12 protein-coding genes are annotated in these 16,391 nt (G+C 35.3%); 6 read left to right on the top strand and 6 right to left on the bottom strand.

Annotated elements, in window-relative coordinates; translation table 11 throughout:
- Positions 1–317 precede the first annotated feature (317 nt).
- Complete coding sequence (locus QMO11_RS16895) at positions 318–2,921, bottom strand: glycoside hydrolase family 3 C-terminal domain-containing protein (RefSeq protein WP_282038594.1); 2,604 nt, start codon at positions 2,919–2,921, stop codon at positions 318–320.
- 788 nt (positions 2,922–3,709) lie between these two features.
- Here QMO11_RS16895 and QMO11_RS16890 point away from each other — a divergent pair.
- Together QMO11_RS16890 and QMO11_RS16885 are read left to right on the top strand one after the other, a co-directional pair.
- Positions 3,710–4,372 (top strand): hypothetical protein, encoded by a 663-nt coding sequence (locus tag QMO11_RS16890; RefSeq protein ID WP_282038592.1) that lies wholly within the window; start codon positions 3,710–3,712, stop codon positions 4,370–4,372.
- A 215-nt stretch (positions 4,373–4,587) separates the two neighbouring features.
- On the top strand, positions 4,588–5,535 hold the full coding sequence (locus QMO11_RS16885; RefSeq protein WP_282038591.1) for a transglutaminase domain-containing protein: 948 nt from the start codon (positions 4,588–4,590) through the stop codon (positions 5,533–5,535).
- A gap of 231 nt (positions 5,536–5,766) precedes the next feature.
- On the opposite strand, the gene QMO11_RS16880 is transcribed toward QMO11_RS16885, so the two are convergent.
- The 4 genes from QMO11_RS16880 to QMO11_RS16865 form a co-directional block, all read right to left on the bottom strand.
- Positions 5,767–6,447 (bottom strand): head GIN domain-containing protein, encoded by a 681-nt coding sequence (locus tag QMO11_RS16880; protein ID WP_282038590.1) that lies wholly within the window; start codon positions 6,445–6,447, stop codon positions 5,767–5,769.
- A gap of 138 nt (positions 6,448–6,585) precedes the next feature.
- A complete protein-coding gene (locus QMO11_RS16875) occupies positions 6,586–9,480 on the bottom strand; it encodes a DEAD/DEAH box helicase (RefSeq protein WP_282038588.1) in 2,895 nt (964 codons plus the stop codon).
- Positions 9,481–9,533: 53 nt separating this feature from the next.
- Positions 9,534–10,433: a DMT family transporter gene (locus tag QMO11_RS16870; RefSeq protein WP_282038585.1), complete on the bottom strand. Its 900-nt coding sequence runs from the start codon at positions 10,431–10,433 to the stop codon at positions 9,534–9,536.
- Positions 10,423–11,544: a glycosyltransferase family 4 protein gene (locus QMO11_RS16865; protein WP_282038583.1), complete on the bottom strand. Its 1,122-nt coding sequence runs from the start codon at positions 11,542–11,544 to the stop codon at positions 10,423–10,425. The genes QMO11_RS16870 and QMO11_RS16865 overlap by 11 nt, the downstream gene beginning before the upstream one ends.
- Before the next feature lie 309 nt (positions 11,545–11,853).
- On the opposite strand from QMO11_RS16865, the gene ffh reads away from it, so the two are divergent.
- Together ffh and folD are read left to right on the top strand one after the other, a co-directional pair.
- Entirely contained in the window at positions 11,854–13,188 is a 1,335-nt protein-coding gene (ffh, locus tag QMO11_RS16860; protein WP_075603914.1) for a signal recognition particle protein, read from the top strand.
- A 71-nt stretch (positions 13,189–13,259) separates the two neighbouring features.
- Positions 13,260–14,138, top strand: coding sequence for a bifunctional methylenetetrahydrofolate dehydrogenase/methenyltetrahydrofolate cyclohydrolase FolD (folD, locus tag QMO11_RS16855; protein WP_282038580.1), 879 nt, complete (start codon positions 13,260–13,262; stop codon positions 14,136–14,138).
- A gap of 742 nt (positions 14,139–14,880) precedes the next feature.
- Here the strand turns inward: folD and sfsA are convergent.
- Positions 14,881–15,573, bottom strand: a complete 693-nt coding sequence (sfsA, locus tag QMO11_RS16850; RefSeq protein ID WP_282038578.1) for a DNA/RNA nuclease SfsA — start codon at positions 15,571–15,573, stop codon at positions 14,881–14,883.
- A gap of 141 nt (positions 15,574–15,714) precedes the next feature.
- Here sfsA and QMO11_RS16845 point away from each other — a divergent pair, with 141 nt between their 5' ends.
- Positions 15,715–15,933 carry a putative signal transducing protein gene (locus QMO11_RS16845; RefSeq protein WP_075603917.1) on the top strand — a complete coding sequence of 73 codons (219 nt, stop codon included), beginning with the start codon at positions 15,715–15,717 and terminating at the stop codon, positions 15,931–15,933.
- Between the two features lie 107 nt (positions 15,934–16,040).
- Complete coding sequence (locus QMO11_RS16840; protein ID WP_282038577.1) at positions 16,041–16,289, top strand: hypothetical protein; 249 nt, start codon at positions 16,041–16,043, stop codon at positions 16,287–16,289.
- The last annotated feature ends 102 nt before the right edge of the window (positions 16,290–16,391 follow it).

Below are 16,391 nucleotides of genomic sequence, written 5' to 3'. Positions count from 1 at the left end.
CTGTGGAGGCGTAGGGCAATTTATCCCCTTCTAGGGGTTATTTCAATGCCCCATCCTTTGGGTGGGGATCTTTTACTTTATACTTGCTATGTTACTAATGCAATATGATGATTTTTACGATGAGAGTAAGGGAGCTTACTGGAGTTTAGAAAGCATGGATTTTGGACAAAAAATAAATTACATCGGACTAAATTTATGGCATCTGATAAACTTGATATTAATCGGATATTTAATTTATAGATTTATGATTCTTAAGCGCACAAAAAAAAGGTAAGACGAAATTAATCCGTCTTACCTAAGTGATTAGTATTAAGGTATTATTCCGATTTTGCTACAACTTCTGTAATAACAAAAGGAGCTTTTCCTCCTGGAGGAATAATTTTAAGAGAATCATGTTTTACTTCGCCACTTACAGTTTTAACTCTTAAACGAACTGGCTTTCCGTATTCTGGTGGAATAGGAATCTTAATTTGTAGTTTACGTTGCTTATTCAAAATAGTATGCGATGCTATTTCAACACCTTCCATTGAAGTAACCACAATAGCTTCTTTGCTGGCATTGGCAAAACTAAGTTCCGCATCCCAAGTACTTACATAAACACCCGGATCAACAAAAACAATCTCATACTCTATCCACTTATGTGAAGAATCTTCATCTTGTTTTTCTTTCTTGCTACTTAAAGCATCTTCCTCATATAAGTAATCCCATTTTTTGCTGCGGTTTTCATCCTTAGCGTTGAAATAACCACTTTTCTGTCCAACACTGATTTTAGGGATAGTTCCACCTTCAACTTTTAGTGTTTGGCTCGCTACGATATCCTCGCTCGATTGCCCAATCATAATTTCAAAGTCACCTTCTTCAACCTGAAACTCCTTAGCATCTACATTGTAATGAGAAAAAGCTTCGTAAGGTAGCTTGATAGATACCGTTCTGCTTTCTCCGGCTGGTACGTGTATTCTATCAAATCCTTTTAAGGCTTTTACCGGTACTGTATGGTTGGCTTCAACATCGCGAACATAAACTTGTAAGATATCGTCTCCATCCATATCTCCAACATTCGAAACTTTAGCTGTTACCACAAGGTCTTTCATGGTTTTAACCTTCTTGCTGCTAAGTTTCATATCAGAAACTTCGAACTGCGTGTAACTAAGTCCAAAACCAAACGGATACAATGGTTTTGAGTTGGCATACATGTAAGTACGTCCTACTTCTGGACCATAATCATCTTTCCAGGTTTTTACGTTATAATCATGAAAGTGGGGTAGTTGTTTTTCCGATTTCACCCATGCTGTACTCAGCTTACCACCTGGGTTAACATCGCCAAATAATACATTAGCCAATGCAGTACCTTGTTCCTGACCATTTGGCCACGCACATACAATTCCCGGAAGGTTTGCTTGTTCCCAACCAATAGAAGTAGATCCGCTAGGAATGAGTACTAAAATTACATTTTTATTAACCGCCTGAACTGCTTTTATCAGCTTGTGCTGCTTACCCGGTAAACTCAACGAAAGACGATCGCGTGTTTCTGTAGCTGTTGATTCATCATTTCCAACAACCATAATTACCGTATTCGATTTTTTAGCTAAAGCAACCGCTTCTTTAATCTTCTGTTCGTCGTCCTCGGCTCCAGTAACAGAACAACCTTCGGCAAAGCTTACGTTACCTTTGGCGCTTTTTTTAATGCCATCAAGAGGTGTTACTTTGTTTTTAGGATTACCTGAATAAATACCCAACCAACAACGATTCGCAAATGGACCAATAACAGCAAGCTTGTCTATATCTTTCTTTAGAGGCAATGCAGCATCGTTTTTCAATAGAACAATAGACTGCTCAGCTGCTTTAAGCGCCAACTTTTTGTGTGTTTCAGATTCAAGTACTGAGCTTGGTATTTTAGAGTATGGGTTAAGCGATGGATCATCAAAATCACCCGTCATAAAGCGTAATCTTAATAATCTTCTAACAGATACATTAAGTTCTTCCTCGGTTAACAAACCTTGTTCAATGGCAGGTTTTAATGCCTTTACAAAAGGAGCAGCCTTTGTTTTGTGTCTGAAACACTCTTGATCAACTCCGGCTTTAATGGCCATGGCAGCAGCTTCTTCTTGTGTTTTGGCAAATCGCATACGTTTTTCTAAACCTTGAACTGCAGCCCAATCGGCAATTACATAACCTTCAAAGCCCCATTCATCACGTAATACACCATTTACTAAAGCATTGTTTGCCGAACATGGTGTGCCGTTTACACCATTTAATCCGGTCATAATACCAGTTGCTTCCTCATCAATAATACAAGTTTTATACGCTGGGAAATAGTACTCGTATAAATCTATATCGCGTACCAACGAGTGGCTAAACTCTCTGCGTTTCTCTACATTGTTGGCTACATAATGCTTTACAGTAGTTACTGTTTTTACGTATTTAGGGTCGTTCCCTTGCATACCGCGTACGTACATTCTGGCTATTTCCGACATTAAAAGTGGGTCTTCGCTATAGCACTCTTCGTTTCTGCCCCAGCGCGGATCGCGTGCCATATTCACAGTTGGCGAAAACATCATTACCTCTTTCTGTCCTGCATTTTTTAAGGCACGGGCTTCGTTAGATATTGCTGTGGCTACATCAAACATCAAATCCGGATTCCATGTGGCTCCCATGGCAATATTTTGTGGAAATTGCGTACAATTCCAAGCTTTAAGTCCATGAAGGGCTTCGCCGTACCATTCAAAATAAGGGATGCCCAAGCGTTCAATACCCGAAATTCGGGAACCACAATAGGCTATCTTTTCATCCAATGTCATTTTAGATAATAAATCTTCAACTCTATCCTCAACCTTTGCATTGGGGTCTTTCCAGGTTTGGCCATTCACTCCAATTGCGCAAAGTAGCATAAGGAATAGAGAAATGCTTTTTACTGCTTTCATAATTCAAATTATTTGTAAGTGTTTTAGCACTGTTTTCAACTTAAGTGATAAAGTTAGCAACAGGCGGTTTACTCATTTTAGAATATTGTAAAATTCGATATTTTAAAATGGAATCAGCTTGCTTTGTACTTAGTCAGAACTTAACAAGGCCTATTTTTGACTTAGCTAGAACTTTACATGCCTCCATTGTAGTGTTCAGAAAACCTCAATACCAAGTCTGCTTAATATAGGTGTGAAAAATCCCAAATTGCAGCTTCAGTGCTTTGTATATCATTAATGTAGCTTTTTTGTAGATGTAATTTGATAAGGGGTGTTCTTTTGCCTTAGAGAGGGGTAAAATATACATGGTAGAAAAATTAGAGATTTGTAATTGGATTATCGCGATCTCGCATCGGAGATACCCAATCTCGCACAAAGAAAGTTCAATCTCGCCCTAAGGGAAGTGAATCTCGCATAGGGGGAAGCCAATCTCGCATGGGTACTTCATGAATCTCGCATGCAGGTAAGGCGATCTCGCACCTCCGGAGGTGAATCTCGCATCAGGGATACCCAATCTCGCTAGCGAGATTCACCCTTTACGATATACAGGCAAATCAATTTTACTATTGGCAGTGTATGCTCATTCCTAAATTAACATATGTAGCTGAACATAAAATAAAATTATCTATTTTTATCATCTAATTAGATATTCTTACTGATACGTATATCGCCTTTTGCGGTGAGTATACAGAACATACGTTAGTTTTGTATGGGGAGGGGGTGAGGATGTAAATGAGTAGGTACTAATTATGAAGAACATAGCATATATATTGATCATTTTTACGTTAATGGCTGTAACATCCAATGCTCAAGATACTTGTAGTTTAATTCTGACTAATATTAAGATTGACCAGAAAAGCTTTGAGGATAGTAAAATTGAAGATAGTATCTACAGGCGTTGCACAGAAAACGAAAATTCAGAATATAGTCCGCTTTTTACCCAAAAACCAATTGGTTGGTCTAATGTTTCAATGACAAGATCAGATTCTTCTAAATCAAATTCTTCATACAAAGCTCTTGAATATTCTTCGGTAAAAATGGAACGTTTTAGGGTTGTCTATACAGAAGCTGTTTATGATGCTAAATTGAATAGTTTTTATTTTAGAGGAAAAGTAGTTGGAGGCGATCCGGAATCAAATGAAAACTTTAAAGTTTATATGGGAATTCCTGTTGATACAATTAGTAAGTTAGAAATCATTTGTCAACATTGTGAGGGTGAAAAATTTAATACAATCAATTATCCCACATTTTATTTAAAAGAAGGTAGTGAAGCTAATGTTGATTTCATAGAAACACAGAATCAATTGTTTGACTTCACAGTAAAACCGCATCCTAATGCTTTTCTTGTATTTCAAAAAGAAGGTTATTATGCTGAAATATACAGAATGGACAGAATCTTGGAAGAAAAATAACTGGTGCCAACAAAAAAATATAGGTCATAGGCTGGCAGTATAAATTTGGTAGTTTGGTTCTTTTAATAAAATCGCGGAAACTTTTGTTTCGACTAGTGAAAACAATAAATTTACACCAAACAAAAGTTTCGGTTCTGTGGGATTTTGGGAGTTAAGTTTTTCAAATTAGCCTACAGCAAATTATTCGGGCCGTTGGCGCCCATAAAATCATCTCGTTGAAAGCTATTTTTGTAATATTAATAACACTAGTAAATATATGTTTACATGCTCAGCATTATAACAGAGTAGATTCTGTTGTACTAGCATATGGACGTGTTACTAGTTATACAGAACTAGCAGAGAAAATTACGCAAGATTTTTCTACAGAAGAGACCAAAGCAAGGGGGATTTATACTTGGATTGCAAATAATGTTGATTATGATGTAAAGAAGTATAGAAAGTTTATAAAGAATAAAGGTAAGAAGCCTAAAAGGAAATGGAAAAATCATTATGAGTATGAGCAATCTGTTTCAAAGAAGACTTTTAGGAAGCAGAAAGGCATTTGTGGAGATTATTCAATATTATATAAACATTTATGTTCCCTTTGCGGTGTTGAATGTGAAGTAATATCAGGATTTTCTAAAACTAGAGAAAAAGAAATTGGAAGGAAGTTTGGTGAAAAACATGCATGGAATGCGGTAAATATAAATCAAAATTGGAAGTTAATTGACGTTACATGGAGTGCAGGATATGTAAATCAAGAGAAACAATTATTCATTAGACAGTTTAATGACTATTATTTTTGTACCAATCCAGAGCAATTCTTTTTGAATCATTTTCCTAGGAAACACAAATGGTTGTTGACCAATAAGACAAAAGATGATTTTAAAAAAATACCTCTTTATGGTCAGAGATATAGAAGTTTGGATTTTGAAACAAAGGAACCGAATGAAGGTGTTATTTATTCAGAAAATGAGACTGTAATTCTGCAATTTAGTAACAAGCGAAAAACTCCAAATATTACATATAAGTTTGCTAAAGAAGAATATGGAAACTATGTACTACCTAAAGAAAAGGACGGGAATATAATAGTTGAGATTAAGTACAAAAAAAGGGGGAGTGATTATTTACATCTTTATATGAATGGGAGTCATTATGCAACTTATAAAGTGAAAAGGAAATAAAAATTACGGTGCCAACAATCTGGCATAAAGCATCAGCAGTGATTCAAAAATTTTGTTAGGTTCATGAAGTTCGCCAAAAGTTCTATTTAGGCATTTTAGTTTTTCAAATCACTCACAACTTCTTTCAGTTCATCATTTCGAATATTACTTACTAGAAACCAAAGAAAAGAGGCTAAATCACTTGTTGTGAGATAGCCTCTTGTATATTTTTATTCAGAAACTTAAAATAGCTTATTCTGAGTCTTTTTGGATATTACCTTTACTTTTTATTTTTGCAGGGTTACCATTGTATATGATTTTACCACCAGTGGTAGTTTTCATATCTAAATCTTCAGTTGCATTTACCCAAGCAACACCACCGGTTCCGGTTTTTATAATCGCTTCTCGGCTGATTAATTTATCAGCAATATACTTTCCACCAGTTACTACACTAACCTCCTGAAAGTCAACTTCACCTACTAATTCTATTTTAGATGATACCGATGATGCTTTTAATGTTCTAACATCAACATCTAATACAATTGAGGCGCCACTACCTGCTTTAACAGTGAGTAAATCGGCTTTAACAACATCTTCTGATGTAATAAACGAACCCGACTCAGCATTAATTTGGTTTATAGTTTTGTAGCTTACGTATACCTGAACGGCTACATCCTTATATATTTTATTTTTAAGCTTAACTTTTAAGTCACGCCCTTTAATCTCAGTAATTACATCTGTTACAGCTGCATTTTCAATTTCAATCTCAATCTTTTCCTTATCGCCTTCAATTAAAGTTACGTTAATTCCTTTTGTAGTTGTAATTGTATTGAATGCTCCAATGCTTCTACTTTGAGTTTTAACATCCTGTGCATTAGCATATGTGCTCGAAAATAAGGTAATAATGGCAGCTATAAATAGTAATTTCTTCATGGTTAATTTATATTGTTTATTGTTATAACTTCTATTTAATAAAAATAGTATTCAGAACTCTAAAGGTAAGGGCATGGGTTTATAGGCTAGCAAAGAAACAAAAAAAGTAATTATAATTGATAAATTGTTTTATAAGAATTAGCTGAACAACTCTTTAATCTCACTTTCACCCATATTTTTAAATGGGTTGTTAGAGTTGATAAAAGTATTGGCCAATTCCGATTTATGTTCTTGCAGTCGCATTATTTTTTCTTCAATAGAACCAACGCTAATAAAGCGATACACAAATACATTTTTAGTTTGTCCAATCCTATGGGCTCTATTAATTGCTTGAGATTCAGCAGCTGGATTCCACCACGGGTTTAACAGAAATACATAATCAGCGCTAATTAAATTTAAGCCAACACCGCCTGCTTTCAGCGATATTAAAAACACTTTACAATTATCATCATGCTCAAAGTTTTCAACCACTTTCTGCCTATTGGTAGTGCTGCCAGTTAGCTTGCTGTAGTTAATTTTGTCCTTAGTAATTTGTGTTTCTATTAATTCCAGATCCTTTACAAAGGAAGAGAATATAAGCACTTTATGGCCCTCATTAATAATACTATTTAAATGATCTAAAATAAGGTTGTATTTACCCGAAGACCCCGTGTATTCTTCATCAACCAATTTAGGGTGATTGGCAATTTGCCTTAGTTTAGTTAGTCCTTGTAAAGCCAAAAAGGTCGATTTTTCAATACCCTCACTCGCAAATGTTTTTAGTAACTGATTGCGAATGCCTGATTTCTCAACTTCATATACCTTTTGCTGCTCTGGAGTCATATCGCAAAGTAAAACCTGCTCACTAACAGGAGGCAATTCTTTAGCTACCTTCTCTTTTGTTCTTCTGAGAATATAGGGAGCAATTAGTTGTTGCAATTTCTCTTTCTGACCTTCGTTGTTTAATTTCTCTATGGTATGTACAAATTGCTTTTTAAAGAAGGGAAGACTGCCCAACAAGCCTTCGTTAACAAAATTCATTTGTGCCCAAAGGTCCGTTAGCGAATTCTCGATAGGAGTACCCGTTAAAACCAGTTTCTTATTGCATTCTACTTGGCTTACGGCCTGATATATTTTTGATGTTGGATTTTTTATATATTGGCTTTCATCTAAAATAAAATACTCAAAATTATAATGTTTGATGTATTCTATATCGTTACGTATAACACCATAGGATGATAAAACAACATGATAGTGACGAATGATGTTGCCAATTTCCTTCGATCGGAGTCGCTTTTGTCCGCTGTAAACATAAACCTTTAACGATGGGGCAAACTTTCTAAATTCGTTAAGCCAATTATGAATTAACGATGTTGGCATTACAATTAAACTAGCCGCAATATTTGATGTGTTAAAGCCTTCAATACCTTCACTAATTGGATGTGTGTTATCTGGGTTGTGCTCTGAAGGTTTGTATATATTTAATAAAAGCGTAATGGTTTGTAAGGTTTTACCCAATCCCATATCATCGGCCAATATACCACCATAGCCATTGTTGTTAAGGTAATTCATCCAGCTAAACCCTTGTTGCTGGTAGGGGCGTAAACTAGCCTTTAATGTGGCAGGTACTGTAGTGCTGTTTTGTTGTATTAAAACTTCAGCATTTGTATTGTTCTTTTTACCTGTAAGGTGATGAAAAATAGGTTTTAACCTCAGTTTGTTTCCAAACTCTTCAGCATACGTTAATATGTCGCCATATTTACTATACCATTCCTCAGGGATAACAAATATTTTTCCATCGGGTAATTCATATTCTTTTTTACCCGCAATAATATATTTTCTGAATTTTAAGAATGGAATATCATAGATGCCAATCTTAATAATCATTTGTAAATCGTACCAATCGCCATCTTTACTGGTGTTTAATACGCAGCTCGATTCTCCAAAATAGTACTCCTTATCCAATGATTTGTCGCTTAAGCTTACATCAAGCTCATTTAATGTTGTGCGGTTTAAATTATACCAGTTTATTATGGGATAAAACTCATAAGGCTGTTCATATCCTTTAGGGTAGTAGGCATGTCCTTCAAGACTTAATAATCCAAGACCCAATAGTTTTTTTATAATGAGTTGCTCCCAATCATCATCACGCTTATATTTTATAAGCGTATATTTTTCATTGGCCTCTTTCACATCAACAACAACGTTAGACTTGCTGTTGGCCAAATGTGATTTAGTTCCGTATACAAATTCCAGTGTTAATATGGGCTCTTGTTGCAGGTTGTAAGCTATCACTAATTTGGCAACGGGTTTAATATCTTCTGCAACTATATCAAAACCTTCAGCGTTCACGGCATGGTTTTTTACTGATGCAGCTACAAACGTTTTCATGTAGGTAGCTACGCTTCTTGCCTGTATTTGAACAGACGATTTTTCGAAGAAAGGCACAAATTTTTTACTATCTGTATTCTCAAATCGATACAACTTTTCTCTGATTAAAAGAATACAAGGGGAGTGGCTTATAACAATAGGTTTTTTATAAGTTAAACTGACATCTTCAGTTTCCGTTTTAATTTTTAGGGTGTAGTTTATTCCTTTTTCATCTAATTTAAAATAGAATATAGGATCTACTTTCTGAGGATATATTTCAAGTCGATCAGACTTATATATATTACTATATTTCTTATCCTTCAGATATATTTTTATGGATGGGTTTTGCGCTAGAACGTTTAAGCAAGCCATCATTTGTGCTTCAATATGTGGCCTGATAGTATCTTCAAGCTTTTGATCATCTAGCTTCTCGTAAAATTGCTTGATGCTGGTATCCTTTGAGAACTCATTAAATAAATATCGATCAGTAATTTGATCAAGGATAGCTAGTACTGTTAGTTGCTCAGGAGTAAAAGTGAATTTTTTATGTTGCTCAGGAGAATGTGTGTTTACTTTCTCCTTTAAAACCAAAGAAGGCGAACCCTCATTATCCTCGGCAAAGTATGCAGAAGCAATTATTCCTAGGTTTCTATTTTCAGTTAGAACAACAATAAAATGATCCATTAATAATTAAATTTATCTAGGTTATTGATTAGCGAAATAAGTTGAATGTTACCTTAAAAAGCGAAAAATAAAATTACTCCACACACAGCAATTACTGCACCAATAATCTCCTTTGCTTTTACCTTTTCCTTAAAAATAACAATTGAAGGTACAATAATTAATATGGGTACAATAGACATAATTGTGGCTGCAATACCCGTTGTGGTATACTGTATGGCTAATAAAGATAGCGACACCCCTAAAAATGGTCCGAATACCGAGCCAATGCTAATACTTAACATGGCTGGTTTATTTCTTAAAGCCGAAAATACTTTTGGCCAAATACCTAATACACTAAAAAGAACAGCAAAGCCAACAATTGCAGCAATAATTCTAATCTGAGTACTTAAAAAAGGATCGTAATCTTTCATTCCATATTTTGAAAGAACTAAACCTAATGCTTGTCCAAATGCACCACCAATTGCAAGCAAAATACCTTTAATAGGATAGGAGACTTCTACCTGATCTGATTTCGTTTCTTTGTTAAGAACCACTATGGCAATTCCAGCAATTGTTACTGCCATCCCTAACATATTCACAAAGCTTAGATTCTCGTTTAGTATAAAATACCCAAGTAGAGCCGACATAGGAGGGGATAATGCCATGATAAGCATTGATAAGCGAGCACCAATTACTACAAAGGCCTGGAATAGTAATAAATCGCCAATTACGAAACCAATAATGCCACTAATGCTTAACCATAACCAAAGCTCGTTGCTGGCATCAGTGGCTACAAACATTCCTTTTCTGAAATAGGAGAATATTCCTATAATAAAGAATGCAATTACAAGTCGAATAAGGTTTACAGGTAACGATCCTACCTTCTTACCTGCAAGTTCGAAAGCAATAGCCGTTATGGTCCAACAAACAGCAGTTGCCAGTGCGGCACTTTCACCAATCAGATTATTTATCATCTATATTTTCTCTTCTATACTCTGCAGCAATATGTTTTATTTTCTTTTTTCTACGTAAAATAAATATTGCAGGTATATAACTACAACCGAGTCCCAATGTGAAAATTAATAGGGTAAGCTTTAAAACCCCTAAATCTTTAAGGGCATATGATAAAATAACAAAAACAATATTAACCCCTCCGATTATTAGTGAAGTTTGTAAATGGGTAAAACCCAATGTCAACATACGGTGGTGTATATGATTTTTATCTGCCGTAAATGGTGAATTCCCTCTTGAAAGCCTAAAAATAAAAACTCTAATTGTATCGATTATTGGAACAATTAATATACCTATTGCAACTGCTGGTGCAGAATCCATTGTATATTTAAGATTGTGTCTGTTTTCAGGAATATTGAACTCGCAAAATCGGATTGCCGCAATTACTAACAAGAAACCTAATATAAGAGAGCCTGTATCACCCATAAATATTTTATTGGTTTTTGAGAAAACGTTGTAATACATAAATGCCAAAAGCACTCCAATCAATACGGCTGAGAAAACAGGAATATGATAATCGTTATTGATATAAAACCATACCATGAACGAAGTAATGGATATGATTGCTACTGTAGAGGCAAGTCCATCAATTCCATCAATTAAATTGAAGCCATTTATTATAAATACAAATAAGAAAATACTAAAAGTAATACTGGTTAAGTAATCGGGTTCAATACCAAAAAAACCATGAAAAGAAGTAATTCTCACATCGCCCCAAGCAACAATAATAAAGGCCGCACAAATCTGTCCCATTAGTTTTACAATGGGCGCGGTAACCATTATATCATCTTTTATTCCAATCGCAAAAATGATTAATATGGATGGAATTAAAAACGGTATTTTAGTGAACGAAAACCAATCAGAAAATATAGAATAGGTAAATAAAAAGCTCATGAAGATGGCAATGCCGCCTAAGTTTGGGATAGCAGTTTTATGCAAGGTTCTACCGTTTGAGTCTGCAAACATTCCTTTAGATCGCGTTACTTTGATAATTGTTGGTATTGTTGCAAAAACAATAAAGAAAGAAACTAAACTAGCGAAAGGAATTAGAAGCTTAATCAGAAATATATCCATGTCTATTTTATATTGAGCCGCAAAAATAGATATTTTGTTGGATTGATCTTAATCTCTAAACGTCTATTTTTACTACTATTTTATTAATACTACTCAATATTTTATTAAAAGTTACAGATCCTTAGTATCATGTCAAATAAGCTAATTAAATTCTAAAGCTTATAAGATTCAGATTTTGAGAGTAATAATATTTGCATAAACAGAATAATGAATAGTTTAAGTAAATATTGTTTAACGAATAAACAATAATGCACGGAGTAAGCAATTATTTTTTTACTTTTGCAATCTGAAATTTAAAAGTACAATACAATGTTTGAGAATCTGTCGGAAAAACTGGAACGTTCCTTTAAACTTTTAAAAGGTCAAGGTAAGATTACAGAAATTAATATTGCCGAAACTTTAAAAGAAGTACGTAGAGCGTTACTTAATGCTGATGTCAACTATAAAACTGCTAAAACTTTTACCGAAACAGTAAAAGAAAAAGCCATGGGCCAAAATGTACTAAATGCAGTACAACCAGGGCAAATGATGGTTAAAATAGTGCACGATGAGTTGGCATTATTAATGGGAGGCGATTCTGTAGATATCAATATAAAAGGAAGTCCTGCCGTAATTTTAATGGCTGGTTTACAGGGTTCGGGTAAAACAACCCACACTGGTAAATTAGCTAACTTCTTAAAAACTAAAAAAGGAAAGAATCCTTTATTGGTTGCAGGTGATGTTTACCGTCCAGCTGCGATTAACCAACTACAAGTGTTGGGAGAGCAAATTGGCGTTAAAGTATATACCGAAGAAGGAAATAACGACCCAGTTAAATTGGCTAAAGATGGTGTTGCCTTTGCAAAAGCAAACGGACACGATTTAGTAATTGTCGATACCGCCGGTCGTTTAGCAGTTGATGAGCAAATGATGGAGGAGATATCTTCCATTAAAAAAGCCATTAATCCTGAAGAAATTCTTTTCGTAGTAGATTCTATGACGGGTCAGGATGCTGTAAATACTGCCAAAGAATTTAACGATCGATTAAATTTTGATGGTGTTATCCTAACTAAGTTAGATGGTGATACACGTGGTGGAGCTGCCTTATCAATCAGAAGCGTAGTAGATAAGCCTATTAAGTTTGTGGGTATGGGCGAAAAGATGGAAGCTTTAGATGTTTTCCATCCAAGTCGTATGGCCGACCGTATCTTAGGTATGGGTGATATCGTTTCTCTTGTAGAGCGTGCTCAAGAGCAGTTTGATGCTGACGAGGCTCGTAAACTACAAAAGAAAATTGCTAAAAATCAATTTAGCTTTAACGATTTCTTAAATCAGATACAGCAAATCAAAAAAATGGGTAACCTGAAAGATTTAGCTGGCATGATCCCAGGAATGGGTAAAGCACTTAAGGGAATGGATTTTGATGATGATGCCTTTAAAGGTATTGAAGCCATTATATATTCAATGACACCTACAGAGCGCGAAGATCCAAAAATCTTAAACGGAAGCCGCAGAAAGCGAATTGCCGATGGTTCAGGAACAAACATTCAGGAAGTAAATCGTTTAATTAAGCAATTCGACGACACACGCAAGGTAATGAAAATGATGACCCAAGGAAAAAACATGGGGCGCATGATGCAAAACATGCCTTTCGGTAAAAGATAATAACAACATAGTAAATAGGAGAGGGAACGCATACGTTCCCTTTTTTTATTCATCGAAAAAAAACATACAACATGCAAATTATTGATGGGAAGTCAACCTCTCAGAAGGTAAAAGATGAAATTGCAGCAGAAGTAGCAAGTATAAAAGCAGCCGGAGGTAGAGCTCCACATTTAGCAGCCATATTAGTGGGGCACGATGGAGGTAGCGAAACATACGTAGCCGCTAAAATTAAAGCCTGTGAGTATGTAGGCTTTAAATCAACTTTAATTCGTTTTGAAGATACAGTTACTGAAGAAGAATTATTAGCCAAAGTAGAAGAGTTGAATAACGATGCCGATTTAGACGGATTCATTGTTCAGCTACCGTTACCAAAGCATATTTCTGAAGAAAAAGTTACCGATGCAGTTGATTATCGAAAAGATGTTGATGGGTTTCATCCCCAAAATGTGGGTCGCATGAGCATTGGTTCGCCAGCATTTATATCGGCAACACCACAGGGTATTATGGAGCTTATTGAGCGCTATAAAATTGAAACATCAGGTAAGCACGTTGTAGTTATCGGTCGTAGTAATATTGTTGGTCGTCCAATGAGTATTTTATTATCCCAAAAAGGATATCCAGGCGATGCTACCGTTACCGTGTGTCATAGTCGCACAGCAAACCTGCAAGAAATTTGTTTACAAGCCGACATTATAATTGCAGCCATCGGAGCACCAGAGTTTGTTAAGGCAGATATGGTAAAAGAAGGCGCCGTAGTTATCGATGTAGGTACAACACGTGTTAAAAGCGATGTAACCAAATCGGGTTGGAAACTGAAAGGAGATGTTGCTTACGATGAAGTTGCACCAAAATGTAGTTTCATCACGCCAGTTCCGGGTGGAGTAGGTCCAATGACAATTGCATCTCTACTTTTAAATACATTAAAAGCCGCTAAAAAGGAGATTTACTAAACTAGTATTTCATCTAAAATATAAAAGTCCTTAAGCTATGTATACCATAAGTTTACGGACTTTCTTATTTTTTATGGCGGCATAATCTGGCTATCCGTTTTAGCCTTTATTTAGGCGGCTATATTCAGCTAAGCCGTGCGTGTGCTTCCTGCGGTCGCATCCGCCAACTAAGCTTTATAAAGCCGTCTAAATAAAGGGCTGCCACTTCTATCCAGCCCGCATCAGCAAAAACAATAAGTAATACCAATCGCGCCCTAGACGCTTTTATAAAATGTGCTGCTCGCCTTGTTTAGTATCGGCCTCAGCCAGTGAGCCAAAAAACAGGATTGAAATGACGGTTAAAAATTGTTTTTTGTTTGAGCGCTTTGAGGCACGAAAAAGTGCGAGTTTAAAACAATTTCAGTCATGAAACCTAGTTTTTTGAGTGAAGTGGGTGTAGTCGACGGTTTTTTTGTCTACTTTTTTGACTGTAGAAAAAAGTAGAAGCCTTCACGGCTTGAGTGAAAATTTAATTAGGACAGCATTGATGTATTACCAAGTATTTTAAGCTAATATTTGATTCATTATAATATTCCATACCTATGCAGTAAAAATTCCATAGGTAAGGAAAAAATATTGCATAGGTATGGAAAAAAAACTCCATAGGTACGCAATTTTAGCTCCTTGCCTAATGTTGATAATCAGCCGCTTACAAAGAGGTGTTTTTTAGCTATTTTGAGCCTGTTTTTATCAGTAAATAATCTTATAAGAAAAATGGAATTTCCTTCTTTATCTTAATCTCTTCCGGACTCACATCCGCAATAAGCGGAATAATTTCAACACCATTTTCATAAGCCTCTTTAAGTGTGGCTGCATAAACTGGGTCAACCTCTTTTGCAGGACCAAACTTACTCACATCAGCGCGCTGAATAATATACACCATCACAGCACGAATTCCCTGCTTTTTAACCTCCATTAAAGTTCTCAGATGCTTTTGCCCGCGTGTAGTAACAGCATCCGGAAACAAAGCCCATTCACTTTCCTTCATCGATACATTTTTCACCTCAATAAAGCATTGCTCCTTATCATTTTCAGCATATACATCAAATCTACTATCTTCAAACTTTACTTCTCGTTTTACATGGGTGTAACCTTTTAGTTTCTCAATTTCACCATTAAGCACAGCTTCATAAACTATTTTATTCGGATGGCCTGTGTTAATACCTATCCATCCATTATTTATGAAAATCATTTCCCAAGTATACTTTGTTTTTCGTTTAGGGTCTTTTGCCGGCGATACATAAACAGGTGCATTTTCTTCAATACATGTTTTCATGCTGCCAGAATTGGTGCAGTGCGCAATAACAATACTTCCGTCTTCTAACTTTATATCTGATAAAAAACGTTTATAGCGTTTAAGCAAAGTCCCTTTTATTAGTGGAGTCTCAAATTTCATAATTATTGGTAAAATGTGAATGGCGCAAAGGTAGTAAAAGCATTAAGCTCTGCCACAAAGCAGCGAGAAGTCTGCATTTTGTTTATTCGCATTAATATGGCTATATTAATTACATTATTCACCTCATAAAACTACATTATTATGGAAAAAGTAATTTATGGTCATATCGTAGATATTGAGATATATAAGGACTTGCTAAAACAATCTAATATTGAGTGTTTAGTAAAAAATGAATTTGAAAATGCAATGAAAGCGGGTTTTGGTTCAGGGATTCCTGGTAATGCCGAGCTTTTTGTTGAAGATGCTGATAAAGAGAAGGCCATCAGTATAATTGAAGAATTTAAAAAGACAAATATTTAGTAAAAGGGCAGAAGCCCTTTTTTTATATGCCTTGTTTACGGTTTTAAATGTTGCGATTCCTGTACTGCTTATTATATTTGCCTCAGATTTTAAATGCGAAGAATACAATGAGTAAGATATACTACAAAATATATGAAAATGCCATTACTGGATATTTACTAACTGTAAAAATTGAGGATAGTGAAATGTCGTTTAATCATCAAAATATGCATGCCAAGGAGGAGTATGAATCTTTTGAGGCAGATGATTTAGGAATTGAAGTGGTTAATGGAATAAAAATGCGCCACATTAACGGTAAAATATTAAACGAAGATGAATACGAATTCTTAGAACGTATCATCGAAGATATAGAGTAAGCTATTAGTGTTCAGTTTCTAGCAAGTGGTTAAAACTGCATCTTCAAGATATTAAGTAACAAAAAAGAGGGCTGTGATGCCCTCTTTGTATTTAAGTATACA

Origin of the sequence: Saccharicrinis aurantiacus, from assembly GCF_947489045.1 — a bacterium.
Classification (GTDB): Bacteria; Bacteroidota; Bacteroidia; order Bacteroidales; family Marinilabiliaceae; genus Saccharicrinis; species Saccharicrinis aurantiacus.
The sequence above is the reverse complement of the archived record's forward strand: the minus strand, read 5'-3'. Positions and strand labels throughout refer to the sequence as shown.